The 13,056-nt window shown below is 64.0% G+C and carries 13 protein-coding genes and 1 riboswitch; of the genes, 5 read left to right on the top strand and 8 right to left on the bottom strand.

Annotation, left to right across the window (positions count from 1 at the left end; genetic code table 11):
* Positions 1-46: 46 nt before the first annotated feature.
* The 4 genes from CTR53_RS08510 to CTR53_RS08495 all read right to left on the bottom strand — a co-directional run bounded on the left by CTR53_RS08510 (position 47) and on the right by CTR53_RS08495 (position 4,118).
* A complete protein-coding gene (locus CTR53_RS08510) occupies positions 47-562 on the bottom strand; it encodes a chemotaxis protein CheW (protein WP_290811303.1) in 516 nt (171 codons plus the stop codon).
* A 299-nt stretch (positions 563-861) separates the two neighbouring features.
* Positions 862-2,412 (bottom strand): acetolactate synthase large subunit, encoded by a 1,551-nt coding sequence (locus CTR53_RS08505; protein ID WP_290811300.1) that lies wholly within the window; start codon positions 2,410-2,412, stop codon positions 862-864.
* Positions 2,413-2,434: 22 nt separating this feature from the next.
* Positions 2,435-3,478 (bottom strand): cyclase family protein, encoded by a 1,044-nt coding sequence (locus CTR53_RS08500; RefSeq protein ID WP_290811297.1) that lies wholly within the window; start codon positions 3,476-3,478, stop codon positions 2,435-2,437.
* A gap of 97 nt (positions 3,479-3,575) precedes the next feature.
* Positions 3,576-4,118 (bottom strand): DUF962 domain-containing protein, encoded by a 543-nt coding sequence (locus CTR53_RS08495; RefSeq protein WP_290811294.1) that lies wholly within the window; start codon positions 4,116-4,118, stop codon positions 3,576-3,578.
* A 182-nt stretch (positions 4,119-4,300) separates the two neighbouring features.
* Positions 4,301-4,406: riboswitch (glycine riboswitch) on the top strand.
* A 159-nt stretch (positions 4,407-4,565) separates the two neighbouring features.
* Here CTR53_RS08495 and gcvT point away from each other — a divergent pair.
* From gcvT to gcvPB, 4 genes are read left to right on the top strand one after another with little or no spacing between them, the layout of a single operon-like run.
* Complete coding sequence (gene gcvT / locus CTR53_RS08490; RefSeq protein WP_290811291.1) at positions 4,566-5,675, top strand: glycine cleavage system aminomethyltransferase GcvT; 1,110 nt, start codon at positions 4,566-4,568, stop codon at positions 5,673-5,675.
* 15 nt (positions 5,676-5,690) lie between these two features.
* Positions 5,691-6,062: a glycine cleavage system protein GcvH gene (gene gcvH / locus CTR53_RS08485; protein ID WP_290811289.1), complete on the top strand. Its 372-nt coding sequence runs from the start codon at positions 5,691-5,693 to the stop codon at positions 6,060-6,062.
* Positions 6,063-6,077: 15 nt separating this feature from the next.
* Positions 6,078-7,418 (top strand): aminomethyl-transferring glycine dehydrogenase subunit GcvPA, encoded by a 1,341-nt coding sequence (gene gcvPA / locus CTR53_RS08480; protein ID WP_290811286.1) that lies wholly within the window; start codon positions 6,078-6,080, stop codon positions 7,416-7,418.
* On the top strand, positions 7,418-8,986 hold the full coding sequence (gene gcvPB / locus CTR53_RS08475) for an aminomethyl-transferring glycine dehydrogenase subunit GcvPB (protein ID WP_290811284.1): 1,569 nt from the start codon (positions 7,418-7,420) through the stop codon (positions 8,984-8,986). Before gcvPA ends, gcvPB begins: the two co-directional genes overlap by 1 nt.
* Positions 8,987-9,207: 221 nt before the next feature.
* Here the strand turns inward: gcvPB and CTR53_RS08470 are convergent, their stop codons facing one another.
* A complete protein-coding gene (locus tag CTR53_RS08470) occupies positions 9,208-9,603 on the bottom strand; it encodes a VOC family protein (protein ID WP_290811281.1) in 396 nt (131 codons plus the stop codon).
* A 117-nt stretch (positions 9,604-9,720) separates the two neighbouring features.
* Here CTR53_RS08470 and CTR53_RS08465 point away from each other — a divergent pair, with 117 nt between their 5' ends.
* A complete protein-coding gene (locus CTR53_RS08465; protein WP_290811278.1) occupies positions 9,721-10,821 on the top strand; it encodes a mechanosensitive ion channel domain-containing protein in 1,101 nt (366 codons plus the stop codon).
* Positions 10,822-10,954: 133 nt separating this feature from the next.
* On the opposite strand, the gene CTR53_RS08460 is transcribed toward CTR53_RS08465, so the two are convergent.
* From CTR53_RS08460 to CTR53_RS08450, 3 genes are read right to left on the bottom strand one after another with little or no spacing between them, the layout of a single operon-like run.
* Positions 10,955-12,064: an ROK family protein gene (locus CTR53_RS08460; protein WP_290811274.1), complete on the bottom strand. Its 1,110-nt coding sequence runs from the start codon at positions 12,062-12,064 to the stop codon at positions 10,955-10,957.
* Positions 12,065-12,089: 25 nt separating this feature from the next.
* The gene (locus tag CTR53_RS08455; protein WP_290811271.1) at positions 12,090-12,413 is read right to left on the bottom strand and encodes a hypothetical protein; all 324 of its coding nucleotides are present in this window, start codon (positions 12,411-12,413) and stop codon (positions 12,090-12,092) included.
* A gap of 44 nt (positions 12,414-12,457) precedes the next feature.
* The gene (locus tag CTR53_RS08450) at positions 12,458-13,054 is read right to left on the bottom strand and encodes a DUF2238 domain-containing protein (protein ID WP_290811268.1); all 597 of its coding nucleotides are present in this window, start codon (positions 13,052-13,054) and stop codon (positions 12,458-12,460) included.
* Positions 13,055-13,056: the final 2 nt, after the last annotated feature.

Here is a 13,056-nt window from a genome sequence, read left to right as displayed (position 1 = left end):
AAAAGATCGAAACTTATGTGGCAATTACCAGAAAGTCCGCTGCCGCTCAGGCGGCGGCAGGCACCGCAGGCACGCCGCGGCTGAACAGGCGGTTCACGTCGAGCAGCGCGACCATGCGGTCTTCATGGGTGGCCAGCGCGCTGAGGAAGGAATGTTCTTCGTCAGCCGCCGTGGCCGGCACCGGCTGCAAGGCCGAGGCATCGAGGGCGAGAATATCCGACACGGTATCGACCAGCAGGCCGACAGACTCGCTGCCGATCTCGACCACGATCACCACATTGGCGCTGGTCGCCTGGGTGATGCCGCCGCCGAGGCGGACGCGCAGATCGAAGATCGGCACCACGGCGCCGCGCAGGTTGATCACACCGCGCACGAAAGGCGGCGTGTTGGGCAGCGGCGTCACGTCGGTCCAGGCGCGGATTTCGCGCACGCTGAGCAGATCGAGGCCGTAATTCTGGTCGCCGATGGTGAAGGTGAGCACTTCCTGGCTGCCGAGCGCAGTCCCGGCCTTGTCGGCGGTGGCGGGCAGAGCGGGAGCCGAAACGGTCGCGGGCATGGACATGTCGCTTACACCTTCTGTTGTCGCGCTCGCCGTCTTCTGCGGCAGCGCCGTCACGAAATCTGGTTAGAAACGCCGTCCCCGGTAACAAAGGACGGCGCATGCCCGGTGGGGCGTTTGCTGCGGTTTCCCTTCGGCGATCGGAACCGGCGACAGGCCTGACCCGCCTGCCGCTTCAGGGCAACCGTAAATATGATTGGCAAATTTCCGGCACAGCTGCAAACGGAATCGGGTTTAACACCCGAGCATTATCAAGTGTTTAGCATTTCGCCGCCGCGCCGCTACCAAAGCTTGTGGTGGTTTCAGAACACCAACTCAACGAGTTGTGGTCCCCTGGTTTCCAGCGCCGCGGCGAAAGCCCGGCTGAAATCGCCCATCTCGTCGACCCGCACGGCCGGAACGCCATGGCCCTTGGCCAGGGCCACCCAGTCCGGGTCGGGACGATCCAGCGTCAGCATGTCGACGGCGCGCGGTCCCGGATTGAGAACGCCCACATTGGTCAGTTCGCCGCGCAGGATGTTGTAGGTGCGGTTGGCGAAGATCACGACGGTGATGTTGAGCTGTTCGCGCGCCATGCTCCACAGCGCCTGCAGCGTGTAGAAGGCGCTGCCGTCGCCAGTCAGTGCGATCACCTTGCGGTCGGGACACGCAACCGCACAGCCGACCGCCATCGGCAGGCTGTAGCCGATCGAACCGCCCATATTCTGCAGCCAGTCATGCGGGCCTGACGCCTCGGTGGCGGCAAAAATGCCGCGGCCCGACGTGAGCGATTCATCCAGCACGATGGCATGGTCGGGCAGCAGGGCTGCCACGGCGGCGGCGATCTTTTCCACGCTGACGCCGCCGGTGGGAAGGCCGGGCTTTTCCAGCGGCGCCGGGCCGGCGGCTTTGCCCTTCGGGGCTTTCACCGCATCGGCGAGACGTTCCAGCGCATCGAGCAGATCGTCATCCACATCGGCGACCGGCGTGATGTTGCAGTGATCCGGCGTCAGCAGGCTGGGCTGGTCCGGATAGGCGAAGAAGGCCACCGGGCGACGGCAGCCGACCAGCACCATCTCGTCGGTGTCTTTCAGATAGGCGAGCGCCTGCGACAGGATGTAGGGCACGCGGCCGGTGCGCGGCAGGTCGCCACCGCGTTCCATGCGTGCGCTGGCGCCGGGATTGGAGAGTTTGCAGCCGGTGGCAGCCGCGATGCGCGCCGCCACGTCCTGGCAGGGCCGCAGCAGGGCATGGCCGCCCAGCACCAGCATGCCGCGCGGGCCGGCCTTCTTCAGCGCCGCCGCCGCCGCAAGGATCGCGCTGTCATCGACCTGCGCGCGCGGCGGCACTGGCAGCTGCGGCGCCGGGCCGGTCACTTCGGTCCAGGCAGTATCGGCCGGCAGCACCATGGTGGCGATTTTGCCGGAACCGCTGCGGGCGATGCTGACCGCTTCGGCGCCCAGCTTGGCCACGTCATGCGCGGCTTTGGCGCGGCCGATCCAGGCCGAGAAAGGCCGCGCGATGCCGTCGATATCGGAAGTCAGCGGCGCATCGTATTGCAGGTGATAGGTGGCATGTTCGCCCACCACGTTGACGATGCCGGAACTGGCCTTGCGCGCGTTGTGCAGATTGGCCGCGCCATTGGCGAGGCCGGGCCCGAGATGCAGCAACGTGGCGGCCGGCTTGTGCAGCATGCGCCAGTAGCCGTCGGCAGCGCCCGTGGCCACGTTTTCCTGCAGGCCGAGCACGCAGCGGATGCCGGGCACATGATCGAGGGCTGCCACGAAATGCATTTCGGAGGTGCCGGGATTGGCGAAGCAGGTGTCGACGCCGGAGGCAACCAGGGTTTTGACGAGGCTTTCGGCGCCGTTCATCGGGAACTCCTGAGGGACTGATTTATACGGTGGCGATGGGCGACGACGGCGAACCGACCGCACCGGTGAGACGCAGCGGCGGCGCGGTGAGCAGGAAGCGGTTGCGCTTGTTCTGCTTCAGATAGGCCGCCAGTTCCGACAGGTACCAGAGTTCGCCGAGCGGCACGCCGAGCTTGAACAGGCAGTGTTCATGCAGCGGCAGCATGGCATGGCTGCCATCCACCGCCTTGGCCGGCAGGCCTTCGACCGCGTAATTGTCGGCGATCAACGTGCTGACCTTCGAGTCGGTGATCCAGTTGAGCAGCTTCCTGTCGCGTCCGTCGATCACGGCACAGGAATTCTCCAGCCGGTGATGATCGGGCTTGCGGCCCATCGACAGCAGCACATCGCCGAAGCCGGTATAGAAACAGAGCATGTCGCCCTGCTCGACTTCCACCTTCTGCGCCTCCATCGCCTTCATCAGCAGGTCGTAGCCGACCCAGGTGCGGGTATCGCCGCAATGGTCGTGCAGATTGACCAGCACGCCGCGCCCCTGCAGGCCGTGCCGGGCGAAATTGTGGATGCCCAGCGCCTCGGTGCCCTTGGAGGGGAAGCGTTCCAGTCGCGGCTCGCCGACGCCGCGGTCTTCCACATCGGGAATGTCGCTGCCGCCGCGCCAGCCGTTGTAGAAGACGCGCTCGGGCTCGCCGTCGCCATCGGCATCGAACATCGAGCCGATATGGGCGAAGCTGTCCCATTGCGTGGAATACTGCAGATAGAGCAAAGCCGCGTCGTCGCTGGAGACGTCGGTGACTTTCGGATCGTACAACGACAGCGGCAGCGCCATGTTCGGCCGGCCTTCGCGCACGACGGCAAACAGCTGCGGCGGGAAGCGGCGCGGATTGAGCAGGTTGCCGCCGGGATATTCGAGCGGCAGGGAAAGACAGAAGGTGCGGCCCTCGCGCACTTCGGCGATGCCCTGCTTCACCTTCTCCGGCGTGATCCAGTTGACGCGGCCGATCCGGTCATCGGCACCGAACTCACCCCAGTTCGACCCTTCCGGCCGGTTCTTCCAGCGCTTCGTCATGTCGCTTCCTCGAAAATGATGATGGCCGGCGGGAGAAATCCCGGGCCCGGCCATCACACACAGTTACGTCGGATGTTTCAAGAAGGTACGACTTGGTTCAGGCCGCCGCGCGCTCCCGCATCGCACCAACGGAATAATTGCGCCAGCGCGCTTCGACCGCGTCGTGCAAATCCTTCTGCTGGCCCAGCGCAAACACGGTTTCGGCGACCAGGAACATCGGGCCGATCAGGGCCTGCAGCAGGTTGTCGGCCAGCGCCGGACGGCGGCCTTCGAAAGCATGGCCGACCAGCTGGAACACCCAGCCGCCGACGAAGAAGACGGCAAACGCGATCCAGCCGGTCATGCTGCCCATATTGGCAACCTGGGCGGCGAGCTGCATCAGCACGAAGGACAGCAGTATCATCAGGCTGCCCATGCGACGGTCGAGCCAGAGGTAGAACATCCCGGTGCCGAACCACAGCAGGGTGGCCAGCGTGACCACGGCCTCGCCCTGCCACAGCGTGAACAGCGTGACCCAGTGCAGCGGGATGAACAGCGCAAACACGATGGCCGGAATGCCGATGAAATGCGTGGCGCGATTGCGCGCGTCGCGGTGATAGGCGGAATACATCGCCATCTGTTCGATGAAGAACGGGTTCATCGCAGTTTCCTCCAGTATTTATCGAGTCGCCGAGTCGCGCTGGCGAAACGGCAAACCGCTTTGCTGTGGATAACCCTAAACCGCTCTAAAGCATTGTCAATCGTGGTCTTTTCCAGCTTCCGTAAGGTCACGGGGAAACTCGTTGACTCATATAGGGCGCCGTCTATCCTCGCCGCGTCGCTAGCAGTCTGGCGGGAGAGACGCGAAACCCGATTCTATCTCGGGGGCCCGCGCGCCGAAGGAGCAACCGCCCCGGAAACTCTCAGGCCAAAGGACCGACCGGACTGGCGACACTCTGGAAAGCGGATCGGGAGTCCAACCCCGGTCCCACCGAAGGAGTAAGGAAGAGCATCACTCTTCCGAATCTCTCAGGTTCCCGGACAGAGGGGGCGAACGGCGAAACCATCCGCCGGTTCGACTCTGATTCTGTCTGCAAGGGAACCTCGCTTGGGCGACACAGCCGAAACTCTCAAAGTCACGCCACTTCACGCGCTGCATAAGGAGCTGGGCGCGCGCATGGTGCCCTTCGCCGGCTATGACATGCCGGTGCAGTATCCGACCGGCATCCTGACCGAGCATAAGCATACGCGAGCTTCTGCAGGTCTCTTTGACGTATCACACATGGGCCAGGTGAAGCTGACCGGCGCCGATCCGGCCAAGGCGCTGGAGACGCTGGTGCCCGGCGATATCCAGGCGCTGGATGTCGGCAAGATGCGCTACACGGTCTTCACCAATGATCAGGCCGGCATTCTCGACGACTTCATGGTCAACAAGCGCGACCGCGACCTGTTCGTCGTCTTCAATGCCGGCTGCAAGGATAACGACCTTGCCCATGCCCGCGCCAACCTGAAGGGCGTCGAGATCGACTATCTCGAAAGCCATGCGCTGCTGGCGCTGCAGGGCCCGGCCGCCGTCGCGGTGCTGGCGCGGCTCAACAGCGTGGTGCAGGCGATGAGCTTCGGCATGGGCGCCACGCTGGCGCTCGGCAAATACGAGGCTTTCGTCACGCGGTCAGGTTACACCGGCGAGGACGGCTTCGAGATTTCGGTCGCAAACGATCAGGCCGAGGAGTTTGCGCGCTGGCTGCTGAGCCAGCCCGAGGTCAAACCCATCGGTCTCGGCGCGCGCGACAGCTTGCGCCTCGAAGCCGGGCTCGCGCTGTATGGCCATGAACTCGACCCGACCACGACGCCCATTGAGGCCGGCCTGAACTGGACGATCTCGAAACGTCGCCGCGAGGAAGGCGGCTTCCCGGGCGCGGCCATCGTGCAGCAGCAATTGAAAGACGGCCCCGCCCGCAAGCTGACCGGCATCCAGCCCGAAGGCCGCGCGCCGGCCCGCGAAGGCACGGAAATCCTCAACAGCGAAACCGGCGAGAGGATCGGCGTGGTGACCTCGGGCGGTTTCGGCCCCAGCGTCGATGCGCCGATAGCCATCGGCTATGTCGCCACGCAATACGCTGCGCCGGATACACCGCTCAGCCTGATGGTGCGCGGCAAGGCGCTGCCCGCCAGAACCTGCAAACTTCCCTTCATCGCCAAACGCTACGCGAAATAACAGGAGAGACGATCCATGACTACCCGCTACAGCAAGGACCATGAATGGATCCGTCTCGATGGCGATGTCGCCACCGTGGGGATTTCCGACTACGCCCAGAGCCAGCTCGGCGACGTGGTCTTCGTCGACCTGCCGGCCAAGGGCAAGACGGTCGCAGCCGGCGCCGAAGTGGCTGTCGTTGAATCGGTCAAGGCTGCCTCTGAGGTCTACGCGCCAGCCGGCGGCGAAGTGGTCGAGACCAACCAGGCCATCGTCGACGATCCGGCGCTGGTCAATCGCGCCGCCCAGACCGACGGCTGGTTCGTCAAGCTCAAGCTGGGCAACAAGGCCGACCTGGACGCCCTGATGGATCAGGCCGCCTACGACGCTTACCTGAAGACTCTCTAACTTTAAGGAGCGCACATGCGCTATCTCGGTCTGACCGAAGCCGATCGCGGCAACATGCTGGAGACCATCGGCGTCTCCGGCATCGACGCGCTGTTCAAGGATGTGCCGGCCGGCGCGCTGAATCCCAGGCTGGACCTGCCGCCGCATCAGGGCGAACTGGAAGTGGAACGCGCGTTCGCAGCTCTGGCGAAGAAGAATGTCTCGCCGATGGACGTGCCATTTTTCCTGGGCGCAGGCGCTTATCGCCACCATATCCCGGCTGCCGTCGACCATCTGATCCAGCGTTCGGAATTCCTGACATCCTACACGCCGTATCAGCCCGAGATCAGCCAGGGCACCTTGCAGTATCTGTTCGAATTCCAGACCCAGGTGAGCATGATCACCGGCATGGAAGTGGCGAATGCCTCGATGTATGACGGCGCCACTTCGGCGGCCGAAGCCGTGCTGATGGCACAGCGCATCACCAAGCGCAGCAAGGCGGTGCTGTCGGGCGGGCTGCATCCGCATTACCGCGACACGGTCGCCACGTTGATGGACCAAACCGACCAGCCGCATGTGGCGGCGCCGGTCGATCTCGCCGGCACCGAAGACCTCTCCACCTTGATCGATGACCAGACCGCCTGCGTCGTCGTGCAGAATCCGTCCGTGTTCGGCCAGCTGCGCGACCTGACTTCGCTGGCCAAGGCCTGCCAGGCCAAAGGCGCGCTGCTGGTGGTTGCCGTTACCGAGATCACGTCGCTGGGCCTGATCACGCCGCCGGGTGCGATGGGCGCCGATATCGTGGTGGCGGAAGGCCAGAGCATCGGCGTGCCGCTCAGCTTTGGCGGGCCTTACGTGGGCCTGTTCGCGACGCGCGAGAAATTCGTGCGCCAGATGCCGGGGCGCCTCTGTGGCGAAACCGTCGACCAGGACGGCCGGCGCGGCTTTGTGCTGACCTTGTCGGCGCGCGAGCAGCATATCCGCCGCGAAAAGGCGACCTCGAATATCTGCACCAACTCGGGTCTCTGCGCGCTGGCCTTCACCATCCATATGAGCCTGCTGGGCGAAGCCGGGCTGACCCGCCTTGCCGAGATCAATCACGGCAAGGCCGTGCAGCTGGCCGAGAAGCTCAGCGCCATGAAGGGCGTCGCCGTGGTGCCGCAGGCCTTCTACAACGAATTCGCCATCACGCTGCCCAAGCCGGCGGCAGGCATCGTTGAGAAGCTGGTCGAGAAGAAAATCCTCGGCGGCGTGCCGGGCTCGCGCCTCTTCCCGGGCGACAAGTCGCTGGAGAACGTCCTGCTGGTCACGGTGACCGAAACCAATACCGAAGGCGACATGGACAAGCTTGTGGCTGCGCTCAAGGAGGTGCTGTGATGAACCGCCAGGGACGCCCCACCACGCCGCATGCCGCTGCCAATGCGGCGTCAGCCGGCACCATCACCGGCAATCGCGGGTTGCTGCAGGAAGAAGCGCTGATCTTCGAGCAGGGCGAAGACGGCCGCACCGGCGTCGACCTGCCGGATGCGCCGGATGTGAAAGACCGCCTCGGCGGTCTGCGTCGCGCCGGCAGGATCGGCCTGCCGGGCCTGAGCGAGCCGCAGGTGATCCGCCATTTCGTGCGCCTGAGCCAGAAGAACTACTCCATCGATGCCGGCCTGTATCCGCTCGGCTCCTGCACGATGAAGCACAATCCGCGCCTCAACGAAAAGATGGCGCGCCTGCCGGGCCTCGGCGACGTGCATCCGCTGCAGCCCATCTCGACCGTGCAGGGCGCGCTGGAAGTCATCGACACGCTGGCCACCTGGCTCAAGACGCTGACCGGCATGCCGGCGGTGGCGATGTCGCCTGCTGCCGGCGCGCATGGCGAACTCTGCGGGTTGATGGCGATCCGCGCGGCGCTCAAAGCCCGCGGCGATGTACGCAAGCGCATCCTGGCGCCTGAATCCGCGCATGGCACCAACCCGGCCACGGCGGCGCTCTGCGGCTACACCGTCGATCCGATCCCGGCCACTGCCGACGGTCGCGTCGATCTCGACGCGCTGCAGGCCAAGCTCGGCCCGGATGTGGCGGCGATCATGCTGACCAATCCGAATACCTGCGGGCTGTTCGAGCGCGACATCAGGAAGGTCGCCGATATGGTCCACAAGGCTGGCGCCTTCTTCTACTGCGATGGCGCCAATTTCAATGCCATCGTGGGCAAGGTGCGGCCGGGCGATCTCGGCATCGACGCCATGCATATCAACCTGCACAAGACCTTTTCGACGCCGCATGGCGGCGGCGGTCCCGGTTCCGGTCCGGTCGTGCTGTCGGACTCGCTGAAAGACTTCATGCCGGTGCCCTATGTCGTCCACGGCAAGGATGGTTTCACGCTCATCGAGAGCGGCGACGCCAAAAGCTTCGGCCGCATGAAGGGCTTCCACGGCCAGATGGGCATGTTCATCCGTGCGCTCGCCTATATGATGAGCCACGGCGCCGACGGCCTGAAGCGCGTGGCGGAAGACAGCGTGCTATCGGCCAACTACGTGCTGGCCAGCCTGAAGGACATCATGAGTCCTAGTTTTGAAGGCCCCTGCATGCATGAGGCGCTGTTCGACGACCGCTTCCTGAAGGATACCGGCGTCACCACCCTGGATTTCGCCAAGGCGATGATCGACGAGGGCTATCATCCGATGACGGTGTATTTCCCGCTCGTCGTGCATGGCGCCATGCTGATCGAGCCGACCGAATCTGAGAGCAAGGACAGCGTCGATACCTTCGTGAACACGCTGCGCGGCCTGGCCGAAAAGGCGAAAGCCGGCGGTGAGAATCTGGCGATGTTCCAGGCCGCGCCGCAGCTCACGCCGCGCCGTCGTCTGGACGAAACCCGCGCCGCGCGGTCTCCTGTGTTGCGGTGGAAACCCGGCAGCAACGGTGCGCCGATCGATAAGGCGGCAGCGGAGTAAACGCTGCCATCATCCCTGAAATGCGAACCGCCCGGTCAGCAATGGCCGGGCGGTTTTCTTTTGCCCCTTGCGTCATGGCCGGGCTTGTCCCGGCCATCCACGACTAAAAACGGCAATCCGAAAATGGCCTGCTCAGCTTTCCTCTCATACGGAGACGCAAGAAAGGCGTGGATGGCCGGGACAAGCCCGGCCATGACAACGATGGATTATGAGGTGCCTTGTTACGGCAGATTGATCTGCCAGCTGACACCGAACCTGTCCTGCACCCAGGCGAAGAGCTGACTGAAGCCGTAGTTGTTGACCGGCATCAGTTCCGAGCCGCCTGCCGCCAGCGCCGCATGCAGGCGGCGCAGCTCGGCCTCGCTCTCGCAATCGATGAAAAACGAAAACGACGGCGTGAATTCGAAAGCGTGCTTGACCGGGCTGTCGATGCAGATCACGTCCTGGCCAGCCAGCGTGAAATCGGCGCGCATCACCGTGCCCTCCGGCCCCGGACCGGCAGCGCCATAGCGCTGGATGTCGGTCACCTTCGCGCCAGGGAAGAGTGAGACATAGAAATTCATCGCCTCTTCGGCATTCTGTTTCTGGAACATCAGAAACGGGCGCAGTCGCGTCATGGCAATCTCCTGTGGCCTGTTGTCGCACAAGGTCTCAATTCACGGCAGACATGTAAAGCTTGGCGATTTTTCAAGGCTTGGCAGGAAACTATTCAGGCCTTACTGCCTTTATCTGGCATGAGTGATTTCAACATCCTGTTCGACCGTTTTCTGCTGCAGCTTGAATGGATGCCCAACTGGGCCGCCAGTCTGCTGATCCTGCTGCCGGCGCCGTTTCTGGCGCATATCCTGCATCGCTTCCTGTTCCGGCATGTGACGCGCTGGGTCAGTGGAATGGACCTGCTATGGCGCGCATTGGTGGCCCGCACCGAAGGTCCGACGCGGCTCGCCTTCCTGATCGCCGCGATTGGCTTTGGCGCCAGCATCGCACCGCTGCCGCCCGGCTGGGCGCCGATCATCCGCAACATCCTCTCGGTCGGCTTCATCGCGCTGATGGGGTGGATGGCGCTGACCGCCTTCCATGTCTGGATGGTGGTGCATCTGCGCCGCTTCAAGCTGGATGCCGCCGACAACCTGCTGGCGCGCAAGCATGTGACGCAGACAAAAATGCTGCAGCGCGTGGCCAACGTGCTGATCGTGGTGGTGACCGCCTCGATTGCGCTGATGACCTTCGACAGCGTCCGGCAATATGGTGTGTCGCTGCTGGCTTCAGCCGGTGCGGCCGGTCTGATCATCGGTCTGGCGCTGCAGCCGGTGCTGAAAAACCTGATTGCCGGTATTCAGCTGGCCGTGACCCAGCCGATTCGCATCGACGACGCGCTGATCGTGGAAGGCGAATGGGGCAATGTCGAGGAGATCACCTCCACCTATGTGGTGGTGCGGCTGTGGGACTGGCGCCGCATGATCCTGCCGCTCAGCTATTTCATCGAGAAGCCGTTCCAGAACTGGACGCGCGAGAATGCCGACCTGATCGGCACCGTCTTCATGTATCTCGATCACAGCGCCCCGGTGGGCACCATCCGCGCCAAGGTGGAAGAGATCGTCGCCACCATCCCGGTCTGGGACAAGCGCGTGGTGGCCGTACAGGTGACGGATTTCAAGCAGACTACGATGGAAGTGCGTATCCTGGCCAGCGCCGGCACTGCCGGGCAGGCCTTCGATCTGCGCTGTCAGATCCGCGAAAAGGTGATCGACTTCCTGCAGCGTGAACACCCCTATGCCCTGCCGCGTTTCCGGACGGAAACACCGATAGGACCAAATGTCGACGTTGTGAAGTAACCTCAACTCTCGTCGTTCCCGCGAAAGCGGGAACCCAGTCGTGCCGTTGTGCTGGATTTCCCCGTCGCGCATAGCGCGACAGTATGTAAGGCGGCAAAGCCGCCGGGCGCGGGGATCACGAAGGGAAGAAGGTCTATTCCGCCTTCTTCACATTGGTATAACTGGCATTCCCAAGACCGGTCCCGATGGTGAGCGCGGCCCAGCGTTTCACATCGCGCATGCGGAAGACCTCGCTCAATCCCTGCACCACGGCATCGTTATGCAGGGCCACGCTGATGCTGCGGCCGGCGATGCGCGGCAGGCGTTCATGCAGCGCATCGGTCAGGTTGAAATCCTCGCCTTCCCAGTTGCCCGGCAGGTTCTGGGCGCCGCGCTTGATCCAGCCGTCGCCGGCAATCAGTCCTGGGCAACCGACGGCGATCACCGGGGCAAGCCGAAGTTTTTTCTTCTCCGCGCGCGCGGTCAGTTCGCGCATCATGCCGCCAAGATGGTCCAGCACCGCCTCGCGGCCCAGTCGTTCGTCGCGATGCCGCCAGTGCAGCAGGCGCTCGACTTTCGCGCTGTCACCCAGCCGATCCTTGCGGCGGATGGTGACGATGCCGCAACGAAGATTCGTGCCGCCGATATCGATGGCCACGAAGCCGTCATGGCCGCGCATCACCTCGGGCGCCAGCAACTGCAGCCCGCCGAGCAGTCCGGCTTCGTCTGGGTGATGCCCCAGCGGCCACATGTCCACATTGAGGTCAGCCTGCCGCAGCAGCGTGGCGGCGCGCAGGATGGCGATCTCGCCGATGCGGCTGCGCCGCAACCCGCCGCCGACGACGATGCGCTGCACGTCTTTCCAGGATTGCTGCCGCAGGAAGCGCTGCGAGACGGCAGCCAGGTTCTGGGCGAATTCCTCGATGGCACCCTGCACAATGGCGGCGGCGCCGAGATCGTCTCCGGTCAGGATGGCATCGAGTTCGGACTTCGACATGTCATGCGTCGACGCCATGTCGGTCTCGGTCGTGCCTTTGGCGTCCTTGCGGATCTCTTCCAGCAGTTTGCGGAAAGCGCGCCCGCTGGCCTTGTCACCAATGAAGCCTTCGGCATCGCGCAATTCGAGATTGTAGCTGTCGACATGCACATGCGGCAGATCGGCGGCACCATGATAGGGCAGCGCCACAGCTGGCGCGTCACGGCCGTTATTGTCGTGCGCGATTCGCTTTGCCGCGCGTGCAGCCACATCAACCTCGCTGAGCATCACAGGCAGGATTGCCTGCGCAGACTCAACGTTCGATGCGGGCCAGCAGTGCCATCAGGATATAGGCGACGAGCGCAAAGCCCAGACCAGGCAGCAGGATGCTGCTGCCGACGAAGCCCCAGTCCACGCCGCAGGTGGTGGGAATGCCGCTGCCACGACTCATGTCGATCGGGATATGGCCCTGCGCGGCCGGCACCGGCTTGCACAGGCCCATCGGCTCATAGCCATGGGTGCGCAGCAGCAGGATGCCATACAGCACCACCGGCAGGCCGAGGCCGGCCACCAGGCTGGTCACGATCCGGCCGGCAACTGTCCGGGGCCGGATCAGGCGGGATAAGCGCAACAGCACGTCTGTCTCCAATTCGGGAGGTCCTGATAGCAGGCCCGGGCGATTTACGCCAGTTCGATGGCCGCGATCCGGCGGTCATGCCAGCGCGACAGAGCCAGAGCCGCCAGTGCGCCGATCAGCGCCATGAACATGTCGGACTGCGTGTCCCATTCATCGCCTTGCGTACCGAGGAATTCATCCGCGCCCTGCCCCATGCTCAAGGCAGCGGCCCATTCAATCAGTTCGTAGACCGCGCTGATCGCCAGACAGATGCAGACCACCAGGAAGCCGGTCAGTTTTCTGCCGTCGATGCGGAATACGCGAATCAGCAATTCGCGCGCCACGATGGCGGGCACGAAGCCCTGTGCCAGATGGCCGATGCGGTCATAGGGATTGCGCTCCAGCGACAGCCAGTCCTGCAGCCAGAAACCGAGCGGCACGCGCGCGTAAGTGTAGGCGCCGCCCAGCATCAGGATCAGGCCATGCAGTGCGATCAGCGCCATGGCGAGATCGGTGAAGCGGAAGCGCGGACGCAGGTAGAACAGGATCGGCCAGGCGATGAGTGCCGGCAGCACTTCCATCAGCCAGGTCAGGCGGTCGTAGGGCGCGATGCCGCTGAGGATCAGGCCGGCGGCCCAGAGCGCTGTGAGAAGCCAGAACATGG

The sequence above is a fragment of the Ferrovibrio sp. genome (assembly GCF_002796975.1).
Taxonomy (GTDB): Bacteria; Pseudomonadota; Alphaproteobacteria; order Ferrovibrionales; family Ferrovibrionaceae; genus Ferrovibrio.
The sequence above is the reverse complement of the archived record's forward strand: the minus strand, read 5'-3'. Positions and strand labels throughout refer to the sequence as shown.